Annotated in this window: 15 protein-coding genes, 2 tRNA genes, 3 rRNA genes and 2 pseudogenes; 6 read left to right on the top strand and 16 right to left on the bottom strand. The window is 43.4% G+C overall.

All coding sequences use genetic code 11. The annotated features are described in order from the left end of the window. Positions 1-50: 50 nt before the first annotated feature. Positions 51-1,937, bottom strand: coding sequence for a choice-of-anchor I family protein (locus LZP46_RS00955; protein ID WP_236094369.1), 1,887 nt, complete (start codon positions 1,935-1,937; stop codon positions 51-53). A gap of 183 nt (positions 1,938-2,120) precedes the next feature. On the opposite strand from LZP46_RS00955, the gene mdtD reads away from it, so the two are divergent. The 5 genes from mdtD (at position 2,121) to LZP46_RS00930 (ending at position 7,349) form a co-directional block, all read left to right on the top strand. Then, entirely contained in the window at positions 2,121-3,512 is a 1,392-nt protein-coding gene (gene mdtD, locus LZP46_RS00950) for a multidrug transporter subunit MdtD (RefSeq protein ID WP_236094368.1), read from the top strand. 79 nt (positions 3,513-3,591) lie between these two features. Beyond that, complete coding sequence (locus LZP46_RS00945) at positions 3,592-4,383, top strand: glycoside hydrolase family 25 protein (RefSeq protein ID WP_442863517.1); 792 nt, start codon at positions 3,592-3,594, stop codon at positions 4,381-4,383. Positions 4,384-4,417: 34 nt separating this feature from the next. Further along, complete coding sequence (locus LZP46_RS00940) at positions 4,418-5,395, top strand: MBL fold metallo-hydrolase (RefSeq protein WP_236094367.1); 978 nt, start codon at positions 4,418-4,420, stop codon at positions 5,393-5,395. 78 nt (positions 5,396-5,473) lie between these two features. Beyond that, positions 5,474-6,529 (top strand): DNA polymerase IV, encoded by a 1,056-nt coding sequence (dinB, locus tag LZP46_RS00935; protein ID WP_236094366.1) that lies wholly within the window; start codon positions 5,474-5,476, stop codon positions 6,527-6,529. A gap of 463 nt (positions 6,530-6,992) precedes the next feature. Next, positions 6,993-7,349: a RidA family protein gene (locus LZP46_RS00930; protein WP_070154775.1), complete on the top strand. Its 357-nt coding sequence runs from the start codon at positions 6,993-6,995 to the stop codon at positions 7,347-7,349. A 117-nt stretch (positions 7,350-7,466) separates the two neighbouring features. On the opposite strand, the gene LZP46_RS00925 is transcribed toward LZP46_RS00930, so the two are convergent. From LZP46_RS00925 to def, 15 genes and pseudogenes are all read right to left on the bottom strand, one after another. Next, entirely contained in the window at positions 7,467-8,009 is a 543-nt protein-coding gene (locus LZP46_RS00925; protein ID WP_167845692.1) for a DUF2726 domain-containing protein, read from the bottom strand. 344 nt (positions 8,010-8,353) lie between these two features. Further along, positions 8,354-10,726 (bottom strand): YgiQ family radical SAM protein, encoded by a 2,373-nt coding sequence (locus LZP46_RS00920; protein WP_236094365.1) that lies wholly within the window; start codon positions 10,724-10,726, stop codon positions 8,354-8,356. A gap of 194 nt (positions 10,727-10,920) precedes the next feature. After that, positions 10,921-12,129 carry an MFS transporter gene (locus tag LZP46_RS00915; RefSeq protein ID WP_236094364.1) on the bottom strand — a complete coding sequence of 403 codons (1,209 nt, stop codon included), beginning with the start codon at positions 12,127-12,129 and terminating at the stop codon, positions 10,921-10,923. Between the two features lie 423 nt (positions 12,130-12,552). Then, a pseudogene (locus tag LZP46_RS00910) lies at positions 12,553-13,359 on the bottom strand (MFS transporter); the annotation flags it as partial. Positions 13,360-13,432: 73 nt separating this feature from the next. Continuing rightward, positions 13,433-14,206 (bottom strand): IS21-like element ISAba8 family helper ATPase IstB, encoded by a 774-nt coding sequence (gene istB / locus LZP46_RS00905; RefSeq protein ID WP_236093995.1) that lies wholly within the window; start codon positions 14,204-14,206, stop codon positions 13,433-13,435. Further along, positions 14,206-15,225: an IS21-like element ISAba8 family transposase gene (istA, locus tag LZP46_RS00900; RefSeq protein WP_004669933.1), complete on the bottom strand. Its 1,020-nt coding sequence runs from the start codon at positions 15,223-15,225 to the stop codon at positions 14,206-14,208. The genes istB and istA overlap by 1 nt, the downstream gene beginning before the upstream one ends. Positions 15,226-15,312: 87 nt before the next feature. Continuing rightward, positions 15,313-15,861 (bottom strand): annotated as a pseudogene (locus tag LZP46_RS00895) (MFS transporter); the annotation flags it as partial. A 284-nt stretch (positions 15,862-16,145) separates the two neighbouring features. Continuing rightward, positions 16,146-16,260 (bottom strand): 5S ribosomal RNA (gene rrf, locus LZP46_RS00890). A gap of 191 nt (positions 16,261-16,451) precedes the next feature. Next, a 23S ribosomal RNA gene (locus LZP46_RS00885) occupies positions 16,452-19,345 on the bottom strand. Positions 19,346-19,690: 345 nt separating this feature from the next. After that, positions 19,691-19,766, bottom strand: a tRNA-Ala gene (locus LZP46_RS00880). 55 nt (positions 19,767-19,821) lie between these two features. Continuing rightward, positions 19,822-19,898: transfer RNA gene (locus LZP46_RS00875), tRNA-Ile, on the bottom strand. 59 nt (positions 19,899-19,957) lie between these two features. After that, positions 19,958-21,495 (bottom strand): 16S ribosomal RNA (locus LZP46_RS00870). Together the 16S, 23S and 5S rRNA genes with 2 tRNA genes alongside form the textbook arrangement of a ribosomal RNA operon. Before the next feature lie 601 nt (positions 21,496-22,096). Continuing rightward, positions 22,097-24,115 carry a TonB-dependent copper receptor gene (locus LZP46_RS00865; RefSeq protein ID WP_236094363.1) on the bottom strand — a complete coding sequence of 673 codons (2,019 nt, stop codon included), beginning with the start codon at positions 24,113-24,115 and terminating at the stop codon, positions 22,097-22,099. 62 nt (positions 24,116-24,177) lie between these two features. Continuing rightward, a complete protein-coding gene (locus tag LZP46_RS00860; RefSeq protein WP_236094362.1) occupies positions 24,178-24,618 on the bottom strand; it encodes a DUF2946 family protein in 441 nt (146 codons plus the stop codon). Positions 24,619-24,719: 101 nt separating this feature from the next. Next, a complete protein-coding gene (gene def / locus LZP46_RS00855) occupies positions 24,720-25,250 on the bottom strand; it encodes a peptide deformylase (protein WP_236094361.1) in 531 nt (176 codons plus the stop codon). A 119-nt stretch (positions 25,251-25,369) separates the two neighbouring features. On the opposite strand from def, the gene LZP46_RS00850 reads away from it, so the two are divergent. Further along, on the top strand, positions 25,370-26,527 hold the full coding sequence (locus tag LZP46_RS00850) for a LysM peptidoglycan-binding domain-containing protein (protein WP_236094360.1): 1,158 nt from the start codon (positions 25,370-25,372) through the stop codon (positions 26,525-26,527).

Here is a 26,527-nt window from a genome sequence, read left to right as displayed (position 1 = left end):
AGAGAGCACTGAAGTGCTCTCTTTAATAGATTTCTAATTTTGCAATGCTGTTAGTTAAGCTTGATTTGGTACACAGCAGTAGTTCCGCTGACTTCATTACCCACAACCAAAAGTGGCTTGCCGTTAGGCGAGTCTTTGGCTGCAATAAAGATTAAACCTTCGGGACCGAGATTTGAATTTTCAACTGTAACCGCATTACCTTCTGCATCGAACGATGTACGGGTTTCACCAAACTTACGATCATTAAAATACTCAACAAATGATGCTTGTGTCGGCTGGGTAATGTCATACACCATAATGCCACCCATACGCTCCAACCCAATGAAGGCATAGGTTTTTTGACCAATTTTACCTAAAGCGATGCCTTCAGGCTCAGGACCTTTATTGTCACTACGATCATCTGCACTTAATTTTTCATGGTTGGTATTAAAATATTCTGGAAATAATTCAGCAGCTTTACGTTCAAATTCATTTTTTGAGTCCCAAACAATTTTCTTGGTTTTAGGATCTACAATACTGAACGAGCGACCACCATAAGCATATAATTTGTCATAAGTCATTAAACCATTGCTGTCTAGCACAGGCTCACCATTTGCATCTTTCTTGTAACCTTGCGTCCAAGTAATCGTTAAACGACCCAATTGTGAATCTTTAATCAAATTCTCTGCGCAGACTTCATTGGCATCGGTAGTAGTACATGCTTTAAATACGCTTGAATCAAGTTTTGCACCTTTAACCCCTGACTTTAATAGACGTAAATGCGCAGCATAATCGCCATTGCTACGGAAGCCTTTATTATTAAATAAGTGTTTAACACGAATTTCTTCTGCATAACCCTGAGTTATTTCATCCGTACCAAAATATAAGTCTTCATCAACCAACCATTCACGCGCATCGCCTTCATTAGCAGTGACCAAATAGCTTTGTCCATTGGCTTGATATTGCGCAATTGCATCTGGCATATACATGCCATATAAACCAGGCCAAGCTTGAATATTGATCATCCCCTCATCTTTAGCACAGGCTGTAATCGTTTTACCGTTATAGTCTTGTTTACCCACAACACAATCACGATCACCAGCATCTAAAGCATTTTCAGCTAAGCCAAAGTCTTTATAACCCAATGGGAAAATATCGACCACTTGGTCTTGAGTTAAATCAATCACAGCAATGGCATTGTTTTCTTGTAGACTTGCCCAAGCGGTTTTAGCATCGTCACTCACCGCAATATATTCAGGCTCTAAATCTTGTGCGACAGTCGCATTTGGCCCAAAAATGCGCACGCCCGCATCTAGCAATTCCTGTTTACGTGTATTCCATGCCTGAAAATCTGCAGTTTTTACAGTAGGCTTGGTGATGTCAGTCAGATTAATGATACTGATTGAACCTTCTGGATCAATCTCATAGCCTTCATTTGGCTCACCTTCATTAGCAACCAAAACTTTTTTGCCATCTGGAGTAAAAGTCAACATATCAGGCAATGCGCCGACTTCAACTTTGCTGATAAAGCTCAGGTCTTTGACTTTAAAGAATGCCACGATACCTTTATCTGTTTTAGGTGTTGCCTGAACAGCTAAAGCGACAATACCTTGATGTACCGCAACACTATTGACTTCAGAATTCGCTAAATGAGTCTTGGCATCCAAGCTATTCAGCTTAACAGGTTTACTTGGGTTGCTTAAATCAAGGACATCGACCACACCACTTTTCGCATTAACTACAAATAAACGTTTGCTTTGAGCATCATAAGCAGGAATTTCCGCAGCACTCGCACCAAAAACTTGTGCATCGTATTCCCCTAAACGCTGCAAACTAATTGTTGTTGGTGTTGCTTCTACCACTTCTTCTTTTACAGGAATAGGATCATTATCATCATTACATCCCACCATCCCCACAGATAATAAAGCCAACATTAATGCAGAAATTTGCGTTTTCATAAATTACTCATCATTTTTCTAAATGCACTCAACTTACAAACTCAAAGTGAATAATCGGTGACAAATAAATGACAATTTCATGGCATTTATTTGAATTTTCGAACACTTTTCATGTTTTTACAGATGCAATCCGTTAGATTGCAAAATGGTTTAAACTAGACCAAATGTCCATTTTGCCGAGTTATGAACCAAACACCGACCCATCAAGCCCTGCATCCTGAATACCGCCTTTTGGTATTTCTGGTTTCAATTGGCTTTTTTATGCAGGCGCTCGACACCACCATTGTGAATACAGCAATCCCTGCAATGGCGAATAGCCTGCAGGAAGACCCGCTACGGATGCACAGTGTGGTAGTGGCGTATGTGCTCTCGGTGGCAGCGTGTATTCCATTAAGTGGATGGCTGGCAGATCGTTTTGGAGTACGCAACACCTATTTTGCAGCGATTATTATTTTTACCCTTGCTTCTTTGGGTTGTGCCGCTGCGGCGAGCCTGAATGAATTACTGTTTTATCGGGTGATTCAAGGCATCGGGGGTGCATTGCTCTTGCCTGTCGGGCGCTTGGCGATGCTCAAAATTATTCCACGTAGCCAATTTTTATCTGCCATGAGCCTGATGAGTCTGGCGGGGTTGATTGGCCCCTTAATTGGCCCAACGCTGGGCGGTTGGTTGGTCGAAGTCGCCACATGGCACTGGATTTTCCTGATCAATATTCCGATGGGCATCTTGGGCTGTTGGATTTGTATCAAAGCCATGCCGAATGTGACTGAAACTGAGGTTAAAAACTTTGATTTACTCGGGTTTATTCTATTGGTTATGGCGATGGCGGGCTTATCTTTAGGCATCGAAAATTTTGCCAATCCACACCATAATCTACTTTGGAATTTAGCCTTAATCTTGGCTGGTGGTATTGCTGCAGCATGCTATGCTCGCCATGCCCACACCCATCAAAATGCCTTATTCCGCAGCGATTTATTTAAAAATCGCTTATATGCGATTGGTATTTTAGGTAACTTTTTTGCCCGTTTCGGGGGCAATGCCATGCCTTTTATCATGCCGATCATGCTACAGGTGGCTTTTGGTTTTGAACCGTTTATCACGGGCTTGATGATGATTCCGACTGTGCTTGGTTCTTTGGTATCTAAACCGATCATTCGACCTTTAATTCAACGTTTTGGCTATCGGCAGTTTTTGCTAACCAATACTTTATTGGTCGGTGCTTGTATTGCCAGTTTTGCGCTCACCACTGCCGAAACTGCGACTTGGTTACGTGCCTTACATTTCTTTATATTTGGGGTTCTGAATTCATTGCAATTTGTAGCTATGAATACCTTTACGCTCAAAGATTTACCTCAACAAGATGCCAGCAGCGGCAATAGTTTTTTATCCATGATTATGATGCTGTCGATGAGTATTGGCGTGGCACTAGCAGGTACTTTGGTGAATATGTTTAGTGCCTATTACGGTGCAGAACAGTTAGTGAGTGCCTTTCATGCCACTTTAATTTGTTTGGGTGTATTAAATATTTTGGCATTTTTAGTGTTTTGGAATATTCCTAAACACACGGCTGTTTAAGATGCCATTACCGAAAGCGCATGGTGCTACACCGCACTGCGCGTTATGATATGACATTGCCCCGCGAAGCTTTTCCAACATGCGCAAACCGTCCAATCGAGCTAAACACTCAGCTTTTACACCGCACTATCGTATGACCATTGCGGTGCTTGGCAGTGCTGTTTTGGCGGTTTTATTGTATTTGGGTGTGTTGCGCCAACAACCTGCGGCAGCCGAAGAATATCCGATTCAAGGTTTTGATGTATCACATCATCAAGGCGATGTTCAGTGGCAAAAAATTTCCCCACAAAAATATGCCTTTGTCTATTTAAAAGCCACCGAAGGAGGCGATTTTAAAGATCATAAATTTCAGGATAACTGGTTCAAAGCCCGTGAACATGGCTTTTTGGTCGGCGCCTATCATTTTTATCGCTTATGCCGTGATGGAGCAATTCAGGCAGAAAACTTTATTGCGACTGTTCCAAAAAAATCCGACAGTTTGCCACCTGTAATTGACTTAGAATATGACAGCAACTGCATCAACACTTACACCAAAGAACAGTTACTGCGCGAAATTCAAATCATGCATGATGCGCTATATCAACATTATGAAAAACAACCGATTTTTTATGTATCTAAAGCCTTTTACAATATGGTATTAACTGAAAGCTTTAAGCAAACACCACTTTGGGTCAGAGAATATCAGGGTAAACCACAACTGGCAGGTCAGCCAAAATGGTTATTTTGGCAACATACCAATCAGGGTCAAATAAAAGGTATTCACACCCCTGTTGACCTGAATGTTTTTTATGGCAATAGCAAACAATGGCAGCGTTTTTTAACAGACAACGCGATTCAACCCGCAAGACTTGAACTGAGCCAGAAAAAATAACAAGATAGCCGCATCACAATAAAAAAGTACCGTCATGAAAATTATTAAAGGACTGCTTTGGGCTGCGCTTACGCTCAGCATTTGTGCAGGATTCGCACTGCTTTACCTATTACAACCCGCAGGCAAACTAGAACAATTTTCCGCATGGCAATATTCAACAAAAACCGCAAATGCCAACTTAAAAGTACATTATTTTGGCGTATCTACCCTATTGTTTGATGATGGTGAAAACCAAATTCTGATTGATGGATTTTTTAGTCGCCCCTCTCTTGCACAAGTCATGTGGAACAAGTTAGACAGCCAACCAGCCTTATTGCACAAGTTGATTCAACAGCATCAATTACAACGCACACGTGCGATTTTGATCACCCATTCGCATTATGATCACACGCTAGATTTGCCATTTTTGGCGCAGCAACTCAAACACAGTCAAATCATCGGTTCAGAAAGTAGTTTGAACATTGCCCGTGGTGCCGCAATTCCTGAATCTCGATTAAGCCTTGTCAATCCTGCCCAACCAATACAGATTGGAAAGTTTAAGATTACGGCTATTCCATCACAGCATACCCCTGCCACCGCTGTGAATAATGATTTAGGTGAACAAATTCAACAACCATTGTCCTTACCTGCCCGTTTTTATGAATTTAAAGAAGGCGGCAGTTTTGATTATTACATTCAGCATCCTGAACAGAACATTTTAGTCAAAGCCAGTACAGGCGCGATTTCTAAACAATTACAACACTTGCAGGTAGATACTTTATTTTTAGGGATTGCACAGCTCTCTAAACAATCGGTTGCTTTTCAACAGCATTATTTAGATGAAACTGTGGGAACGTTGCGCCCTCGTGTCGTGATTCCAATTCATTGGGATAATTTTTTCCAGCCTTTAGCGCGCCCTTTAGAGTTTTTGCCTCGCATTGCCGACCATAGTCTACGGAGTTTACTGCATTTGATCGACTGTGCAGAACAACAATCAACACAAGCGATTTTACTGAATACCAACACGCCTTAACCGTTTGCTCCGATGCTACAACCGACTTCCTAAACGTGCGATACTGTTGAAATCTAAACGCTTCATCTAGTTTGTGCCATGCGGAAAATCATTCATATTGATATGGATGCCTTTTATGCCTCTGTTGAGCTGCGCAGTCGTCCTGAATTGCAGCATTTACCTGTGGTGATTGCTTCGCATCATCCTCGGGCTGTGATTGCCGCGGCATCTTATCCTGCGCGTGAGTTTGGTTTACGTTCTGCCATGTCGATGGCACAGGCCCGCAAACGCTGCCCGCAGGTGGTGGTACTCGAACCTAATTTTGCGCTCTATCGTGAAGTTTCTTCACAAATTCATCAGATTTTTCAGCGTTATACACCACTTATTGAGCCCTTGTCTTTAGATGAAGCCTATTTAGATGTCACCGAAAATTTACAAGGTATTCCAAGCGCAACAGAAGTCGCTATGCGAATTCGGGCAGAGATTTTTCAAAGTACAGGTTTAACAGCTTCGGCAGGTGTCGCACCGAATAAGTTTTTAGCCAAAATTGCTTCGGACTGGCATAAACCCAACGGCATTTGCGTAATTAAACCCAGTCAAGTGCAGCAGTTTATTCAGGACTTACCCTTAAAGAAAATTCCAGGCGTAGGTAAAGTCACGCAGGAAAAATTAAAAAGCTTGAATTTAAATACCTTGAGCGATTTGCAACACATTGAAGAAAACCTGTTGATTCATCATTTTGGTAAATATGGCAAACGCCTGTTTTTATTTGCCCAAGGGATTGATGAACGTCCTGTGCAGGCAGAACGTGAGCGCCAGCAAATTTCCAAAGAAATCACCTTTGATGATGACTTAAACTTAGCCGAATGTGCAGCTTACTGGTCTAGCTTGATTGATCAGGTTTGGCACAGTTTAGTGAAAAAACAATATGTTGCACGTGGCGTATCGGCCAAATTGAAACTCAAAAATTTTCAGGTCTTACAACATAGCAAAAGTTTTAAACAGCCTCTTGAAACTAAAAATGATCTTGAAAAAGTCCTGCAGCTTTTGCTTCACGAAATGCATATTCCCGCACAGGATCAATTCCGTTTAATTGGGGTCGGTCTGTATCAACTCAGCCCTGCCGATGAGCAAGCACAACTATCTTTGCTGTAAATATCACAACTCATAAATATCACGGATTTTAAAGCGGTAAACTTCCCGCTCTACATAAAACATACCTAGCCAATACTTGCCGATGAATACTAAAGCCAACTTTTGTATAAATTTCAGCCAAAAGAATAAAAATAAGACAATTTACCCTTCACAGTTGTGCTTTTTAGAGTAATCTATGCGCGCGATGTATTTATCCGTACATACGCTGAGATGTCAAAAATCACCATTACTTTTGGCATACTTGTCCTGTGATTGGCGTGACGATCAAATCCGAAGATTACAGGACAACTCTGCGCTTGGCACTTCGCCGCTTTAATACCGCATCTCTCTTTTCCTCATATTTTCCATTCAACTACTTTTTATTTTAAGCAGACTACTGCCTGCATATTTTCCACGTGCTTGCCTGCCTCTATAATACCTCACGCTTTTTATACCTAATCGCTTGGCGCGAGGATTACACCCAATGGCTGTTCAACGTCTACATATTCAAAAACGTTATTCTGAAATTGCAATTTCTGGAAATTTAGTCCATTTGGCAGGGCAACTGGCAGAAGACACACAACAAGATATTGTGGGGCAAACCCAACAAACACTTGCCCTGATTGATCGTTTACTGGCAGATGCGGGTACAGATAAAAGTCACATCATGTCGGTGATGATTTTTCTAAAAAACATTGAGCGCGATTATGCCGCAATGAATCAAGTTTGGGATGCTTGGGTGGCAGATATACAAGCTTTACCGCGTACCTGCGTAGAAGCCAAGTTATACCATCCTGACGTTTTGGTTGAGATGACTGTGGTTGCAGTCAAACCTGAATAGCAACCCAACGTAAAATAGACACGATTAAATCAAGAGTCACAGCCAATTAAAAAAATCAGCATGTCATGGCGACATGCTGATTCATATTGTCTATCTAGTGACTTTAGCGGCAAGCGTTTAGCCCAATACCTTCACTTTATGGCGTACAGAATGCGCTAAAAAATCATACTTTTTTAAGGCTGTATCCAAATCTTCTAAGTCTGCATACGATGACGGTGACTGCCCAAAAGCTTCACGCAATTCGTGATATTCAGGCACATCTTCATAACGCAGCACTTTATAACCCGCCAAACGCAGCAATTCATCTTGGTATTGCGCATTGCGGCTACGTTTCAGCATCAACAAATCATCTAAGGCTACAATTGCAACGACCTGATGATTAGCATCCAACACCACAAAATCGGCCATCATATTGCGGTATTTATGTCGAGTACGTGAAAATTTCGTGGTCAGCAAGGCATCAAAAGACACATGCGCCAAGATGATATGTTGAGGTAAAATTTCCTGCAAACGTGTATACGTCAGCTGTTCATTTAAGCTAAAAATTGCACGTTGCTTTAGTGCACTGTCCTGAGGTTTTTCTCTATTTTCCAAGCCCTTAACCGCCATCAAGAGAAAGAAAATCAGTATCAAAACCCCAATCAAAATATAAATGGTCATTATTCAATCCTTAAAATCATTTTTATAGTTGTTTCGGCTTCATGCCGATTTTTTCATCAAATCAGTATATAACACGCTTTTATATTTAAACGTTCCATTTAAGAAACTACATGAAACATTGACAAAACCATCATAGAAACAGAAATTTTGTTTCACAAGCCAGCCTTTTGTCTAAGTGCTGTAGCATCTAAGCGTGTTTTTATCATTAGATACGAATACTGTATAGCATGCAAAAAAATAACAAAGCAATGCTTAACAGATTCGATTGTCGGACAATTCCGATGAAATGAAAAGCAAACAAAAAAGGCGCTGCAGCGCCTTTTGATGGATCTTAACTTCAAGTACTAAGCTTTCGATTTTGGCTTAGATTTTTTGTGTGAAAATGGACGTTTTTCACCTGTTTCACGTGGCGGCAAACCTGTGTGCTGAGTCAATATCTGCCCTTTCTTCGGACGATTACTGTTCTGAGCACGATTACCACTTTGCCCCGTACGTTTTTGTGAATCACCCGCGACAGTCGAGTTTTTCTTACGTGCCGTTTGATACTGTCCATCTGTGCCTTGCGGCTGATAGGTTGGAATCAGGTGCTGTTTAGAGTTCCCGATTAAATCTGCACGTCCCATTTCTTTTAAGGCTTCACGCAACAACGGCCAGTTGTTTGGATCATGGTAACGTAAGAAAGCTTTATGCAAACGACGACGTTTTTCGCCTTTGACAATATCCACATTTTCGGTATAACGCGCCACTTTGGCCAGTGGGTTTTTACCTGTGTAATACATGGTCGAAGCGGTCGCCATTGGCGATGGATAGAAAGTCTGTACCTGATCGGCACGGAAACCATTCTTTTTCAGCCACAACGCCAAATTCATCATGTCGTAATCGGTCGTTCCTGGGTGCGCAGCAATAAAGTACGGAATCAGATATTGCTCTTTGCCCGCCTCTTTACTGAAACGATCAAACATTTGTTTAAAACGGTCATACGTACCAATACCTGGTTTCATCATCTTAGATAATGGGCCTTTTTCGGTATGCTCAGGTGCAATTTTTAAATAACCGCCCACATGATGCGTCACCAATTCACGTACATATTCAGGGTTCAACACTGCCAAGTCATAACGTAAACCTGAACCAATCAGAATTTTTTTAATACCTTTCAGTTCACGCGCTTTACGATATAACTGGGTTAAAGGTGCATGATCGGTATGTAAGTTTTGACATACGCCCGGGAATACACAAGAGGGTTTACGACAATTCTTTTCAATTTCAGGGTCTTTACAATGCAAACGGTACATATTTGCAGTCGGGCCACCCAAGTCTGAAATAATGCCAGTAAAGCCAGGCGCAGTATCCCGAATTTTTTCCACTTCACGCAAAATGGATTCTTCAGAACGGTTTTGGATAATGCGTCCTTCGTGTTCGGTAATCGAACAGAAAGTACAGCCACCAAAACAACCACGCATGATATTGACCGAAAACTTGATCATATCAAAAGCAGGGAAACGTGCATTGCCATAAGATGGATGCGGCAAACGTGCATACGGTAAATCGAATACATAGTCCATTTCTTCCGTAGTCAACGGAATAGGCGGTGCATTCAACCACACATCACGTTCACCATGCTTTTGCACCAAAGCACGCGCATTGCCCGGGTTAGTTTCTAAATGCAAAATACGGTTAGCATGCGCATACAGCACAGGATCATTCGCCACTTCCTCAAAAGAAGGCAAACGAATCACTGCCAATTCACGTGGGGGTAATTTGTGTTTAATTGCTTTTGAAGCAGGCTGCAATTGCACAATCTGGGTATCTGCATCTAGCTGATCACCTTCACGAACAATTGGATTGCTGACTACATCTTTCTGGAAATTTTGATATTGCGCGAGGTTGTTGCCCTTATCTTTTTCAATCTCACAACCGTCTAAATCTTCGGTCATCACATAAGGGTTGATGATTGGATCGACACGGCCTACGCTGTCTACATCATTGGATGCAATTTCAACAAATTGAGCTTTAGACGCGCGGTTATGTTTATTGATAATAAATGCTGTACCACGTACATCGGTAATTTGGTGGATTTTTTCGCCTTTGGCCAAACGGTGCATCACTTCAATAATCGAACGCTCACCATTGCCGTACATCAATAAGTCGGCTTTAGAATCCATTAAAATTGAGCGACGAACTTTGTCCGACCAATAGTCATAATGCGCAATACGACGTAGCGAGCCTTCAATCCCGCCAAGTAAAACAGGCACATCTGGAAAGGCTTCACGACAACGCTGACAGTACACCGTAGCCGCACGGTCAGGACGTTTATTCGGCTGATTGTCTGGCGAATAAGCATCATCAGAACGGATTTTACGGTCTGCGGTATAGCGGTTGATCATCGAGTCCATATTGCCTGCGGTAACACCCCAAGCAATGGTCGGCTTCCCTAAAACCCGAAAAGACTCCACATTGGTCCAGTCAGGCTGGGCGATGATCCCGACACGAAAGCCCTGCGCCTCAAGCACACGACCAATCACGCCCGATACAAAAGAGGGATGATCAATATAAGCATCACCACAAACCAAAATAAAATCACAGGCATCCCAACCGAGCTGATCCATTTCTTCGCGTGACATCGGCAAAAATGGCGCAGGCTCAAAACATGACGCCCAATATTTGTCGTAATCAAACAACGCTTTGGGTGCGGTCTGAGCAGTATAAGCAGTAGACATAGCTTGAAATTCTCGGCTGGGAAGTGGAAGATCAGAAGTCGATCAAAGATGAAAGCCGACTATTTTAGCATGAATTCCATTCATCTTGCTTGATTAAAAAACACACAAAATCAGCAAACTATTTTTATATCCTAAGTTTGTATCTAAATAAGAAAAGCGTAAACGGATATGCCAAAAGCAATAATCCTGAACGCTTATCGCAGCGCTGTTGGTTTGAGCTTTAAGCGCCACGCACCATAAAGCGCCACACCCAAGACTGCAGTCATCACCCATGTTAGACCTGACCAGCCCCATTGTTCCCAAATCAATCCGCTGCCACTGCCGAGCAAACTCGAACCCATGTAGTAGCTAAATAAATATAATGATGATCCCACTGCACGATACTGCAGGGCTTGAATCGACACCCAACTACTGGCAGTAGAATGTGCAGCAAAAAAGGCAAAGGTAAATAACACTAAGGCAGCCAATACAACAGCTAAATGTGCAATCGACATCAACCACAATGCAATCAACATCAGGACAATCACCATAGGCAACACTCGTTCACGCCCAATACGATTGCCCCAGCTTGCTGCGCGTGGTGAACTATAAATACCCGCCAAATAGGCAATTGAAATCACCCCAATCCAAACTTGGGAAAGCTCAAATGGTTTAGCTAGTAAATAATAGCTGATGTAATTGAAAATACTAACGAAACAACCCATCAGCAAAAAGCCCTGTAAAAAAAGGATTCTTAATTTACGGTCTGCTAAATTAGCAACAAAAGCGTCTCTAAACCGCGAGAAGCGAATCGGATACGCTGTAAAGTTTTTCGATGAGGGCAGTAACATATAAAAGGTGATTGCAATCAGTAAATTCAAACCACCAATAATTAAGGTTGCCGCTTGCCAAGAAATAAAATCGACCAAGACCCCAGCAATTAGACGTCCACCCATGCCGCCAATGGCCGTACCCGAAATATACAACCCCATGGCAAAACCAATGTCTTGCTGTCGAATTTCTTCACCAATATAAGTCATAGCTACTGCAGCAACACCGCTCACAGCAATGCCAATAAAAATTCGTGTGGTTAAAAAGAATGACCAGATTGGAAGTAAAGCACTCAGAATTACTAAAATGGCAGCTAAAAATAAAGCCAAAACCATAATGGGTTTACGCCCAAAACGATCTGAAATAAAACCTGTGAAAAGCAAACCGATTGCCAAAGCTACAGTAGAAAATGACAATGGGAAACTACTTTGAGTTGGTGTAACCGTAAAAAAATCGGCCAAAATTGGCATCATCGGTTGCACACAGTACAAAGTCGAAAAAGAAGCGAAACCCGCTAGAAACAACGAAAAAAGAATGGCTTTAAATGGCTTGGTACCATACTGAACATGAGATGCTACAGCTAAATCAGACATATTTACTCCAATCACGCGATCAGTATACGCCTGTTTATGCACAAAAATAAGCTCGGTATTTTATCGTTTGCTCAAAATCAGCGTCAGTATCATTCATCACTTTGTCAGTTTTTGCTTACATGCACTGAAGCAAAATGAGGCTAGGCAGTATTTTGAGCTTACGGTATTCTTTAAAGCATAAGGAGACAGGATGTTTCCCAAACAGAAAACAACAATAATAAGTTTGAGCACCAGGATCGTGAGGTACGACAGGAGTTATACCTAAACACGAAATACAAATAAACCCCGTCAGGATGACGGGGTTTCTTTTTATCTGTATCTTGAATATATAACTTTATCTATCATCGCTTTCTATTTATACACCCCATAATCAAAAAGTCCCCAAACAATGTTGAGGACTTTTGAACTTAACACATTACAAGTTTAAGCTTTGGCTGCAACCGCTTTGCCCGCCTTAATTTGCTCCGCTTCATCTTCACTCATAATCAAAGCAACCGCAATTGCAGTGATCAGCACTGGCAAACCTACTGCCATAAAGTTGAAGTGTGCAGGTAAATTCATACCCAATAAGCCGCCAATTAAGATTGGACCTACAATGGCACCCATACGACCAATTGCAGATGACCAACCAATACCTGTTGAGCGTACCGCCAGTGGATAATATTGTGCCACATAGCTATACAACAGCATTTGTGAACCAATAGATGCTGCACCTGCCAAGAATACTAAGATGTAAAGCAAGAATTGATTAGATTGGAAGCCCATGAGGCTCATCACCAATGCGCCCATGATTCCCAAGAACATCAATACAGGTTTTAAGTGGAAACGGTCTGCCAAAATACCACCGCCCACGATACCAACGACTGCACCCACGTTCATCACCATCATGAACATTAAGCTGTTATCCATCGAATAGCCTGCCGCCATCATCAGTTTTGGTAACCAGCTGCTGAGTGCATACATGGTTAATAGACAAGTAAAGAACGCTAACCAAAACAATAAAGTATTCACTGCACGACCACGTTTGAATAAGCTCACCACATTAGCAGCTTCAGGCACACCGACCTGATACAATTCAAAAGTGGTGTCTTGGGTAATTTTTAAATCTGGTGCTAAACGCGCCACGATTGGACGAGCTTGATCTTGCTTATTTTCTTTGACAATAAAAGTTAAAGATTCTGGCAAGAATTTCCAAATCACAGGTAATAAAAATAATGGAATCCCTGCAATGTCAACGGCATTCTAAAATTGACCCCTTTCACCTTACAAATGGCAAAGTAAAATTGACCCCTTTGATCTCGTATTAAATTTCAACCTGGGGCTGAATCCCAATTCTTTTTTTATCCTTCAAACGATAACTCTCACCCGATATTTGTACCACATGACAGTGATGCAGCAACCGATCTAACATCGCAGCGGTCAACGTAACATCATCCGCAAACGACTTAGACCATTGGCTAAAGGGTAAGTTACTCGTCAATATCGTACTGCCTTTTTCATAACGCTTGGCAATCACGTTAAAGAACAGATTCGCTTCTTCACGTCCAAACGGTAAATAACCAATTTCATCGATAATCAGTAACTTTGGTCCCAGTACCGCACGTTGCATATAGGTTTTCAGTTTACCTTGCTGATAGGCTGTACTGAGTTGCAGCATGAGATCGGCGGCGGTAATAAACTTGGTTTTGACATTGTTCATGATGGCCTTATAGCCTAATGCCATAGATAAATGCGTTTTTCCTACTCCGCTAGCCCCGAGAAACACCACATTTTCTGTTCTAGCAATAAAGCTCAGATTGAACAGTTCAATCACCTGTGATTTAGGGGCCCCTAGGGCATAATTAAAATCATAGTCTTCCAGGGTTTTGACTTGAGGCAGGCCTGAGAGTTTCATCAGTACCTGCTGGCTGCGCTGTTGCCTGGCAGCATATTCATGCGTCAAGATCGCTTCAACAAAGTCGGCATAACTTCCATCCTGACCTAATGTTTGTTGTGCATGATGTGACCATTGTGATGCGATGGCAGGCAGATTGAGCTTTTGGCAAAGCTGCTCTATACGGTCGTATTGCAGATTCATCAGGAAACTCCCAGCAACTGGTCATATACAGATAAGGGATGCTGCAAACTCTCGTAGGGCATGACATGCTGTGCTGCTGCAACAGGTACAGTGCTGGAACCTGTATCTGATTGCGGTAATGGCGTAAATTTTTGCTGCTCCTGTTGCAGTCGAACAGCCGGTTTTTCTTGCGTGGTGGCATGAATCCGCTGATTGGCGGTTTCATGCAGCCACCGGCCAATGTGGGCATTGGCGACATCAACATCTAACAGTAAACCCGAAGTCTTCAGGCTTGCTTTCAATGGCACAATAAAGCTTGATTTGAGGTATCCATTAAAGCGTTCAACTTTGCCTTTGGTCTGTGCACGGTAGGGCTTACATACGCGAGGACGAAAGCTGTATTTCTTGGCGCAGTCGAGCAGTTTGGGGTTCCATTTATGCTGCCCCTCCTGATAGGCATCCCGTTCAATCATGATCGTTTTAGCGTTATCAAACAGGATTTCTTGAGGTACTCCTGCAAAAAACTGAAATGCATTTTCTAGACCATCGATCCATGCATCCGTACGTTCATGATCATAAAATTTCACGAAAGTCGCTCTGGAATACCCTAATGTTGCGACAAAAGCTTTTAAAGTCGTGTTGTTGCGTCGAATTGTCGTGAAATCCACCTGCATTTGTTGGCCAGGTTGGGTTTCAAAACGAATGATCGGTTCTGGTTTAGCAACTGGTTTTAATGTTGCAAGATATTCCCTCAATATCCTGATCTTTCCTGGATATCCCAACCTTAAAATTTCCTGGTAGAGCACAACAGCAGGAATCCATTCAGGATGAGCTGCGTTTACACGTTGGAGTAAATAGGGTTTGTATGGGTCAAGGATACTTATTCTAGGCTGTATACGCTGATACTGAGGTGTGGTGTTTTGCCGTAAATATTTACGTACGGTATTTCTGGACACCCCCAGTTCACGACTAATGGCTTTAATAGATTTACCTTGTTGATGAAGTATTTGGATTGTCACTGCTTGCTCCAAAGTTAACATGTTGAGCAGTCCAAAATGACCGCTATATTAACCAAGGGGGTCAGTTTTTAAATGCCATTAGGGGGTCATTTTTACACTGCCGCTAACAGCAATAAAGAACATGATTTCCCAGCCAAAACTTGGGGTAAACCATGATCCAAGTAAGGCTGCCATTACACCACCTACGGCATAACCACTAAACATAGTGGTAACTAAGGTGCTACGCATGGTTTTAGGCGCATATTCAGAAGTTAAGGCCACAAGGTTTGGCATTACTCCCCCAATGCCTAAACCCGCCAAGAAACGTAAAATTGCAAACTCAGTTGGATTAGAAGCGAAGCCACCTGCAAAGGTTAAACCACTAAACAGAACGATACAAATCATGATGACTTTCTTACGACCAATTTTATCGGCCAAAGAACCAAAAATCATCGCACCAAACATCATACCTGCCAATGCAGTACTCGCGAGCATCCCCGCTTGAACAGCACTCAAGCCCCACTCATCCATCAATAAGGGTAAAACAACCCCATTAATTGCCAAGTCATAGCCATCAAATAAAATGATCAGTAGACACCATGCCACGACATTGAAATGAAATGGTTTGAATTTTGCGTGATCGATGACATCATTCACGTTAATTGCTTGATGTGCCATTCCTCACCTCCTGTGAGTTTGTGTTTCAGTAAGCTTGAATAGCAATTTTTACAGTGAAGACTTTCATTTTTATCAGTCATCCATGTCCACTTTTGCCATTCAAGTAGATTGTGTAACTTTCACACAAAACACAAAAAATAAAAATTCAACATTAGTCTAAAACCTTTTATTAATTATGGATTTATTATTATTTTTAACATAATAAAATGTGATTATTCCTCTTAATATTTTCTTTCTCCCATAAAAAAACACCCCCAACGCTAGTTGAGGGTGTTTGAATAATGAGCTGGCGATGACTTACTCTCACATGGGTAACCCCACACTACCATCAGCGCGAAGAGGTTTCACTTCTGAGTTCGGGAAGGGATCAGGTGGTTCACTCTTGCTATGGTCGCCAGCACAACTGTTTACGGAGACTTGCATTGGTCTTACTCACGACTGTGATGCACTGCGTTTTCCGAATCTGTAACAGATTGGGCTGTATTGGGTCTGAATTTTATTGTTTAGCGTTAACTAAATCAAGATCAGTCTGAATTGACTGATTGGATTTGAATCGATTGAGCATTCAACGCCAACTGTTTGGGTGTTGTATAGTCAAGCCTCACGAGCAATTAGTATTGGTCAGCTTCACATATCGCTATGCTTCCACATCCAACCTATCAACGTCGTAGTCTTCAACGGCTCTTTAGGAGGCATAAAGCCTCGGGGAAATCTTATCTTGAGGTAGGCTTCCCGCTTAGATGCTTTCAGCGGTTATCCCTTCCGAACATAGCTACCCGGCGATGCGACTGGCGTCACAACCGGTACACCAGAGGTTCGTCCACTCTGGTCCTCTCGTACTAGGAGCAGATCCTCTCAAATTTCCAGCGCCCACGGTAGATAGGGACCGAACTGTCTCACGACGTTCTAAACCCAGCTCGCGTACCTCTTTAAATGGCGAACAGCCATACCCTTGGGACCTGCTTCAGCCCCAGGATGAGATGAGCCGACATCGAGGTGCCAAACACCGCCGTCGATATGAACTCTTGGGCGGTATCAGCCTGTTATCCCCAGAGTACCTTTTATCCGTTGAGCGATGGCCCTTCCATACAGAACCACCGGATCACTAAGACCTACTTTCGTACCTGCTCGACTTGTGGGTCTCGCAGTTAAGCGCGCTTTTGCCTTTATACTCTACGCGTGATTTCCGACCACGCTGAGCGCACCTTCGTACTCCTCCGTTACTCTTTAGGAGGAGACCGCCCCAGTCAAACTACCCACCAGACATGGTCCTCGTCCCGGATAACGGGACAGAGTTAGAACCTCAACATTACCAGGGTGGTATTTCAAGGACGGCTCCACTCGGACTAGCGTCCAAGTTTCAAAGCCTCCCACCTATCCTACACAAGTAAGGTCAAAGTTCAATGTCAAGCTGCAGTAAAGGTTCACGGGGTCTTTCCGTCTAGCCGCGGGTACACCGCATCTTCACGGCGAATTCGATTTCACTGAGCCTCTGCTGGAGACAGCGCCGCCATCATTATGCCATTCGTGCAGGTCGGAACTTACCCGACAAGGAATTTCGCTACCTTAGGACCGTTATAGTTACGGCCGCCGTTTACTGGGGCTTCGATCAAGAGCTTCGCTTACGCTAACCCCATCAATTAACCTTCCAGCACCGGGCAGGCATCACACCCTATACGTCCACTTTCGTGTTTGCAGAGTGCTATGTTTTTAATAAACAGTTGCAGCGGCCTGGTTTCTGAGGCTGTCGACAGCTCAAGGAGCGAGTCCTATCACCATCAACAGCGTACCTTCTCCCGAAGTTACGGTACCATTTTGCCTAGTTCCTTCAGCAGAGTTCTCTCAAGCGCTTTGGTCTACTCGACCTGACCACCTGTGTCGGTTTCGGGTACGATTCCAGTGTAACTGAAGCTTAGAGACTTTTCCTGGAAGCAGGGTATCAGCCACTTCACTGTACAAGTACAGCTTGCTATCAGATCTCAGCATAGAGCACCCCGGATTTGCCTAAGATGCATGCCTACTTCCTTTCACCTGGACAACCAACGCCAGGCTGACTTAACCTTCTCCGTCCTCTCATCGCATTACACTGAAGTATTGGAATATTAACCAATTTCCCATCGACTACGCCTCTCGGCCTCGCCTTAGGGGTCGACTCACCCAGCCCCGATTAACGTTGGACTGGAACCCTTGGTCTTTCAGCGAACGGGTTTTTCACCCGTTTTGTCGTTACTCACGTCAGCATTCGCACTTCTGATACCTCCAGCAGACTTCTCAATCCACCTTCTTCGGCTTACAGAACGCTCCCCTACCACGCATAATAAATTATGCATCCGCAGCTTCGGCACATAGTTTTAGCCCCGTTACATCTTCCGCGCAGGCCGACTCGACTAGTGAGCTATTACGCTTTCTTTAAAGGGTGGCTGCTTCTAAGCCAACCTCCTAGCTGTCTATGCCTTCCCACATCGTTTCCCACTTAACTATGATTTTGGGGCCTTAGCTGGCGGTCTGGATTGTTTTCCTCTTGACTACGGACGTTAGCACCCGCAGTCTGTCTCCCGGATAGTACTCATTGGTATTCGGAGTTTGCATCGGTTTGGTAAGTCGGGATGACCCCCTAGCCGAAACAGTGCTCTACCCCCAATGGTATTCGTCCGAGGCGCTACCTAAATAGCTTTCGGGGAGAACCAGCTATCACCGAGTTTGATTAGCCTTTCACCCCTATCCACAAGTCATCCCCTGGCTTTTCAACGACAGTGGGTTCGGTCCTCCAGTTAGTGTTACCCAACCTTCAACCTGCTCATGGATAGATCACCCGGTTTCGGGTCTATACCCAGCAACTATACGCCCTATTAAGACTCGATTTCTCTACGGCTCCCCTATTCGGTTAACCTCGCTACTGAATATAAGTCGCTGACCCATTATACAAAAGGTACGCAGTCACCAAACAAGTTGGCTCCCACTGCTTGTATGCATGCGGTTTCAGGATCTATTTCACTCCCCTCACAGGGGTTCTTTTCGCCTTTCCCTCACGGTACTGGTTCACTATCGGTCAGTCAGGAGTATTTAGCCTTGGAGGATGGTCCCCCCATATTCAGACAAGGTTTCACGTGCCTCGCCCTACTCGTCATCATTATGTGTGCCCTTTCGTGTACAGGACTATCACCCACTATGGTTGCACTTCCCAGAGCATTCCACTAAAACACACATAACTTAATGGGCTTTTCCCCTTTCGCTCGCCGCTACTGAGGGAATCTCAATTGATTTCTTTTCCTACGGGTACTGAGATGTTTCACTTCCCCGCGTTCGCTTCGTATGACTATGTATTCATCATACGATACCTACCTTAAGGTAGGTGGGTTTCCCCATTCAGAAATCTCCGGATCAAAGGATATTTGCCGCCTCCCCGGAGCTTTTCGCAGGCTATCACGTCTTTCTTCGCCTCTGACTGCCAAGGCATCCACCACATGCACTTAATTACTTGACTATACAACCCCAAACAGTCGTTAACACTTACAAGTGAGTGTAACAACAGGCTTGCGCCCACAGTTTGTTGCTTTGTGCACTTAAGCACTGTACAGCTTCAATCTAAATTCATATACCAAAACGCTTGATTCAGTTAATTTGCTAGTTCTCATTTCAATTCGTAATTAAACCGTAACACCGAAGTATTACTGTCAATCTTGAATTAAATGAGTTGAACAATTTATTTCAGACTCAATTTTTGCCAATCTGTTAATGAATTAATGCGTCTTCGTCAGACCGCACTAAATACTGTGATATTTAAATCACAGAACTTAATAAGCTTATACTTACTAAATTCTGTAATCTATGGTGGAGACTAGGAGAGTCGAACTCCTGACCTCCTGCGTGCAAAGCAGGCGCTCTACCAACTAAGCTAAGTCCCCAGCTTATCATCTGTGATTCGATGTATCTTCTTCTGCATAATTGCTTCGTCAGTAGTGGTGGGTCTGACAAGACTTGAACTTGTGACCCCACGCTTATCAAGCGTGTGCTCTAACCAACTGAGCTACAGACCCTCAGATACATCCATGAAGAACAACTTGTTGTGGATTCTTACCAATCGTCAATCTTTCGTTAAGGAGGTGATCCAGCCGCAGGTTCCCCTACGGCTACCTTGTTACGACTTCACCCCAGTCATCGGCCACACCGTGGTAAGCGTCCTCCTTGCGGTTAGACTACCTACTTCTGGTGCAACAAACTCCCATGGTGTGACGGGCGGTGTGTACAAGGCCCGGGAACGTATTCACCGCGGCATTCTGATCCGCGATTACTAGCGATTCCGACTTCACGCAGTCGAGTTGCAGACTGCGATCCGGACTACGATCGGCTTTTTGAGATTAGCATCACATCGCTGTGTAGCAACCCTTTGTACCGACCATTGTAGCACGTGTGTAGCCCTGGCCGTAAGGGCCATGATGACTTGACGTCGTCCCCGCCTTCCTCCAGTTTGTCACTGGCAGTATCCTTAAAGTTCCCATCCGAAATGCTGGCAAGTAAGGAAAAGGGTTGCGCTCGTTGCGGGACTTAACCCAACATCTCACGACACGAGCTGACGACAGCCATGCAGCACCTGTATGTAGATTCCCGAAGGCACCAATCCATCTCTGGAAAGTCTCTACTATGTCAAGGCCAGGTAAGGTTCTTCGCGTTGCATCGAATTAAACCACATGCTCCACCGCTTGTGCGGGCCCCCGTCAATTCATTTGAGTTTTAGTCTTGCGACCGTACTCCCCAGGCGGTCTACTTATCGCGTTAGCTGCGCCACTAAAGGATCAAATCCTCCAACGGCTAGTAGACATCGTTTACGGCATGGACTACCAGGGTATCTAATCCTGTTTGCTCCCCATGCTTTCGCACCTCAGTGTCAGTATTAGGCCAGATGGCTGCCTTCGCCATCGGTATTCCTCCAGATCTCTACGCATTTCACCGCTACACCTGGAATTCTACCATCCTCTCCCATACTCTAGCTAACCAGTATCGAATGCAATTCCCAAGTTAAGCTCGGGGATTTCACATTTGACTTAATTAACCACCTACGCGCGCTTTACGCCCAGTAAATCCGATTAACGCTCGCACCCTCTGTATTACCGCGGCTGCTGGCACAGAGTTAGCCGGTGCTTATTCTGTGGGTAACGTCCACTTAGCCCAGGTATTAACCAGGTAAGCCTCCTCCCCACTTAAAGTGCTTTACAACCAAAAGGCCTTCTTCACACACGCGGCATGGCTGGATCAGGGTTCCCCCCATTGTCCAATATTCCCCACTGCTGCCTCCCGTAGGAGTCTGGGCCGTGTCTCAGTCCCAGTGTGGCGGATCATCCTCTCAGACCCGCTACAGATCGTCGCCTTGGTAGGCCTTTACCCCACCAACTAGCTAATCCGACTTAGGCTCATCTATTAGCGCAAGGTCATAAAGATCCCCTGCTTTCTCCCGTAGGACGTATGCGGTATTAGCATCCCTTTCGGAATGTTGTCCCCCACTAATAGGCAGATTCCTAAGCATTACTCACCCGTCCGCCGCTAGCTCAGTTACCGAAGCAACCTCGCCCGCTCGACTTGCATGTGTTAAGCCTGCCGCCAGCGTTCAATCTGAGCCATGATCAAACTCTTCAGTTAAAATCATTTTGAAGTTTTAATCTAAACTTCCAAATCTGGCTCATCAATTTTCTGACTTAAATTCGCTCAAATAAACTTCGAGTAATTTAAACCAATCAATCAATGATAATAATTTCGATCAATCAATCAGTAAAAATCCACACAAGTTGTTCTTCATAATCTCTTAATGATCTTCTCAATGCTTCGTCAGCATCAAGCTAGGTCGGCTATACTACTCCCTATTTCTAGAAAGTCAACACGCAATGTTGATTTTATTTTCAAACCCACTTACTCAAAACAAACTCAATTAATCTTAAATCAATCAACCAAGCTATTGTTTTTCAACAAGTTTTTATCAACATCACCGCCGATGGATGTGCATTATAGGCCAATTATTTTGCCATGCAAGGCTTTTTGTAAAAGAAATATATCGGGTGTTTATTTTATAAACCCAAAAATAGATAAGCTACTGTTTTATCTTATAAATTTATTTTAAGAAAAATCTACTTAATTCTTTAAAACCCAGCCATGAAACGTAACTTAATGTTTTATATATAATTATTTTTATGCAAAAGCAAAAAGCAGAGCCGAAGCCCTGCTTTTGGTTTAAATAAAGTTCTAATTAGAATTTCATACTAATACGCGCCCAATAGTTACGACCAATATTATTAAATTGCTCATTCGCAGCAAAACCCAAACCTGCATTACCCATTTTGTTTAAATGCTCGGTATAAGTTTTATCTAGTACGTTATCAACACCCACAGACACATCAACACCTTTATTGAGGTTATAGCTGCCGTTTAAAGATAATATGCCAAAACCACTACTCTCTTTGAGGTCATAGCCCACGATATTACCTTCATCTTTACTGATACGACTTTGACCATCCACCACACGTAATAATGCGCCTAAAGTATATTTATCCTGAACATAGCGCAGGTTTAAACGCCCTTCCAAAGGTGAAATTTGTGGTAACGGCGTATTGTTTGTAGTGTTTTCACCCCACGCATACATAGCACTCACATCTGCCTGTAAGGCATCAGTAAATTGATAGCCAACACCAACTTCTGCACCGGCAATGGTTGCATCCACATTGCGCGTATGCACATCTGTCATACTCGTATATTTAGTTAGAATATAGTCATTAATCAAACCCGCATAAGCCGATGCCCAAGAACTAAATGCACCATGCTCATGTTGATAGCCAAAATCCAGTTGAAGTGTTTTTTCAGTATCAATATTTTTAAATGTATTTGGATTACCATTTCCTGATTTTGGTGTAAATAATTCCCAATAATCAGGCATACGCTCTACATAACCCAAACCGACATACGTTTTTGCATCATGGTGTGGATGCTGATTTTCCAAACGGATAAAGCCACTTGGCAAAGTTTCTTTACGTTGTTGAGCTGTTTGTACTGCATCAACTTCGACCTGATCAATACGCACACCTGTGACTAACTTATTTTGATCATTGAATTGATAACCAAGCTCACCAAAACCACCTATAGATTGAAACTCCATATCCACAGTACGAGGCAAATTTTTATAGCTGTTCATTCTGCCTTTACGACCACTATGCTCATTATTTTGAGTATCAACACCTGTCACAAAGTCAACTTTATCCCACTCATGTGTCACCGCCATACGCGCATTTAAAGTTTTCCGTGCCACATTGTTTGCCATAGGATGCATCATCCCCCCTGCAGGATTAAACTCACGCAGGCTGAAGTTATCCATCACGTGATCGTTAAAGCTATAGTTCACCTGCGCTTCAATTTTCTTAATCACATCGGTGATGTTTTTCTTTTCTACACGTAAACCCAAACTTTCGCGATCAAATTCAGAACCATCCATTGTACGGCCTGCATAAACCACTTCGGCATCACCACGACCACCTGTCAGTTCTAGCCAAGTATTTTCATCGGGTGTCCAGCCTAAAGCGACATCGGCATTCCAACGCTCCCAATCCGAAGGAACTGTCGTACCATTGCCATCTTTATAGCTGTCTGCCACAGAGCGGTTAGCATTTAAACGAATATATTTCTGCGCATCGCCCGCAGCCGCTTCAATATTATGATCCAAACGGCCAAATGAACCCATCAAAACACTGGCTTGTCCACGATAGTTTTGACCTTTACCAAATTGTTCAGGCTTACGCTCAAACAATACCGTTGCTGCCGAACCCGTGTTGGCATATTGCACCGTTTGCGGACCTTTAATCACGGTAATTTCATCAAAACTTTCTGGTGAAATATAAGAGGTTGGCGAATCCATACGACTCGGACATGCGCCCAAGTTTTCAGAACCATCGGTTAAAATTTTAATACGTGAACCAAACATGCCACGGAAGGTCACATCACCATTGGTACCTGCGCCACTGTTCACTGCACTAAAACCGACAATACTTTGTAAATAATCTGCACCATCTGTGGCAGGAATAGGCTGAATGGGTTGTTTTGGATTGGCACGTACCACCAGACCGTTGGCATCATTACCCTGCTGTGCAGTCGCAACAATAGGCGCAAGGCTATGCGTATTCGCAGACAGCATACTTTGATCGGCAAAAGCACTTGCAGAATAGCAGGCAACACAAACTGCAGCCGCAACAGGCTGTAATAAAAATTTAGGCTGAGCCATTTTATTTCTCACTTAAAACATAAATACAGTTAGGGTCAAAATAGACCCAAAAAAAATTGAATTTATGCAAAGTGAGGCGGGGCACGTCCTTGCGGAAGTAAAAAGAGTTGCTGAAGTGCAAACCAAACGTGTTGAAAACGTTTTTGGAATGCCAAAAGGCGCACTTGAATACGATCAAGCACTTCTCTAAGCTCTAATTCAGGTGGTAGGACCAAGTTGCCATATACCGTACAGTACTGACATTGATGTGAAGCATCGTGATGATGATGTTCATGCTGTACGGTCAGTTGCTGATCATCGACCTGTGATGTAGATGAATGTGCAACATGCGAAGAATTTGTATGCACGGCGTGGGCTTGTGGCAATAAAAGTGCACGCGTGATGGTTTCACAGACTGGCGCAACTTGATATTGCTCAGGCAGCAAAGGCTGTAAAAATACAGCAATCTGTAAAAAAACTGCAATAAATGAAAGCAGTAAACCACTACGCAACAATGAAAACATCTATCCTGAATTTGTGTGGCGCAAGTATAACAAAGCCTAATCGAAATTGGGCCGATTTTTATGCTTTGGTCTAAACATGGACAACTAGATTGTGGTTTGTTTTAACGCTTAACCGCGACTTTTTCTTTCTGGCGCTGACGCACTATTTTTTCAACTTTTTCACGGGCGCGCTGACGTTTGAGCGGCGATAAATAATCGACAAATAATTTGCCATTTAAGTGATCCATTTCATGTTGAATACAAACAGCGAGAAGTTCATCCGCTTCTAGCTCAAAGGATTGACCCTCAAGGTTAATCGCTTCAATTTTTACGCGTGACGGACGCTCAACTTTGTCGTATATTTGAGGCACTGACAAACACCCTTCTTCATACGGTTGGGTCTCTTCAGTCAATGGGGTAACTTTGGGGTTAATGAAGACCATGGGTTGATCTTTATTTTCAGATAAATCCATGACAATCAGCTGAATATGATGATCGACCTGCGTTGCAGCCAGACCAATTCCGGGTGCGGCATACATCGTTTCAAACATATCTGCAGCAAGCTGACGAATCTCGTCGGTGACTTCTTCGACTGGTTTTGCAATGGTACGCAGACGGGGATCCGGGAAACTTAAAATAGGTAATAAGGCCATGGGACATCCTCACTTATGCCATTGATCAAAAAACCGAATGAAGGAATGCTTCATCAAAAAAATGTGTGTAAGATCGTTATTATAACGCAACTACATACATAATTTTAGGAATTATGATAATGAAAAAGGTTTTGACAGACACATCCTCTTTTCGTGTCTTGGGGTTTAAAAAGCAAGTTTTAGCACTCGCAGTATGTCTCACAGTGGGACTTAGTGCGATCAGTGTGGCTGAAGCAGCACCTGCACGAAACATCAATCCGCCTGCCTTAAAAGCCAGCGCACCAAATGTGTATGTGGTAAAAAAAGGCGATACCTTATGGGATATTTCCAAAAAATTCCTGAACAATCCACTACGTTGGCCTGAAATTTGGGCAAGTAACCGTCACGTAAAAAATCCTCACTGGATTTTCCCGGGTGACCGTTTATTGATGTGTACCTATGAAGGTCGTCCAATTATTGGTAAAGATGAAGGCGACGGTTGTGAAGGTATTATCCGTCGTTACACAGGCAAGAGCACCAATTTACAACCACAAATTCGCGTGGAATCTTTAAATAATACCATTCCTGTGATTCCACTTGACTATATCAAACACTGGTTAGAGCGCAGCAGCATTATTGCCGCAAATGCACTGCAAGGCACACCGTATATTTTAGGCACTTCTGATCAACGCGTGTTGGCTGCTAAAGGTCAAAGTGTGTATGCACGTGGCGCAGGTCTGGAAGTAGGTCAACGCTATGCTGTATATCGTGAAGGTGAGCCATACATGCTAATCGATGCCAATGGTCAAAAATTCAATGCAGGCTTAGAACTCACCCAAGTTGCAACTGGTATTGCAGTACGTGGCGAAAATGACATCACCACACTTGAATTGACCGATACCTACAATGCCGAAGTACGTCGTGGTGATCGCGTCTTGCCTGTTTATGACCCAATGCTGCCAACCCTGTTCTATCCGACCCATGCTGAAAATGTAACTGCAGGCGGTCAAGTGGTTCGTGTAATGGGTTCTATTGGTACGGCTGCTAAACACAGTGTGGTTGCCATTGACCGTGGTACGCTGCATGGCGTGCAATCAGGCCACGTATTCTCTGTCGCTCAAAAAGGCGAAGTTGTGACTGACCCGAAAACCAAAGAGCGTGTGCAACTTCCAGGCGAACGCATTGGTAATATCATGGTCTTCAAAAGCTTTGATCACATCAGCTATGCCTATGTATTAGACAGCGAATTGCCAATTAAAGTGGGTGCGAACTTACAAACACCCCTAATGGACGACTAA

The organism is Acinetobacter sp. SCLZS86 (assembly GCF_021560715.1).
GTDB lineage: Bacteria > Pseudomonadota > Gammaproteobacteria > Pseudomonadales > Moraxellaceae > Acinetobacter > Acinetobacter towneri_A.
Note: the sequence above shows the minus strand (reverse complement) of the source record. Positions and strands in the feature narration are given on the sequence as shown.

What these genes read in the sequence shown, in the direction of transcription:
- def (WP_236094361.1), bottom strand. Translation starts at nt 25,250, where the DNA reads ATGGCCTTATTACCTATTTTAAGTTTCCCGGATCCCCGTCTGCGTACC.
- LZP46_RS00865 (WP_236094363.1), bottom strand. Translation starts at nt 24,115, where the DNA reads ATGGCTCAGCCTAAATTTTTATTACAGCCTGTTGCGGCTGCAGTTTGT.
- LZP46_RS00955 (WP_236094369.1), bottom strand. Translation starts at nt 1,937, where the DNA reads ATGAAAACGCAAATTTCTGCATTAATGTTGGCTTTATTATCTGTGGGG.
- istA (WP_004669933.1), bottom strand. Translation starts at nt 15,225, where the DNA reads ATGTTAACTTTGGAGCAAGCAGTGACAATCCAAATACTTCATCAACAA.
- mdtD (WP_236094368.1), top strand. Translation starts at nt 2,121, where the DNA reads ATGAACCAAACACCGACCCATCAAGCCCTGCATCCTGAATACCGCCTT.
- istB (WP_236093995.1), bottom strand. Translation starts at nt 14,206, where the DNA reads ATGAATCTGCAATACGACCGTATAGAGCAGCTTTGCCAAAAGCTCAAT.
- LZP46_RS00915 (WP_236094364.1), bottom strand. Translation starts at nt 12,129, where the DNA reads ATGTCTGATTTAGCTGTAGCATCTCATGTTCAGTATGGTACCAAGCCA.
- LZP46_RS00860 (WP_236094362.1), bottom strand. Translation starts at nt 24,618, where the DNA reads ATGTTTTCATTGTTGCGTAGTGGTTTACTGCTTTCATTTATTGCAGTT.
- LZP46_RS00920 (WP_236094365.1), bottom strand. Translation starts at nt 10,726, where the DNA reads ATGTCTACTGCTTATACTGCTCAGACCGCACCCAAAGCGTTGTTTGAT.
- LZP46_RS00930 (WP_070154775.1), top strand. Translation starts at nt 6,993, where the DNA reads ATGGCTGTTCAACGTCTACATATTCAAAAACGTTATTCTGAAATTGCA.
- LZP46_RS00945 (WP_442863517.1), top strand. Translation starts at nt 3,592, where the DNA reads ATGCGCAAACCGTCCAATCGAGCTAAACACTCAGCTTTTACACCGCAC.
- LZP46_RS00940 (WP_236094367.1), top strand. Translation starts at nt 4,418, where the DNA reads ATGAAAATTATTAAAGGACTGCTTTGGGCTGCGCTTACGCTCAGCATT.
- LZP46_RS00850 (WP_236094360.1), top strand. Translation starts at nt 25,370, where the DNA reads ATGAAAAAGGTTTTGACAGACACATCCTCTTTTCGTGTCTTGGGGTTT.
- dinB (WP_236094366.1), top strand. Translation starts at nt 5,474, where the DNA reads ATGCGGAAAATCATTCATATTGATATGGATGCCTTTTATGCCTCTGTT.
- LZP46_RS00925 (WP_167845692.1), bottom strand. Translation starts at nt 8,009, where the DNA reads ATGACCATTTATATTTTGATTGGGGTTTTGATACTGATTTTCTTTCTC.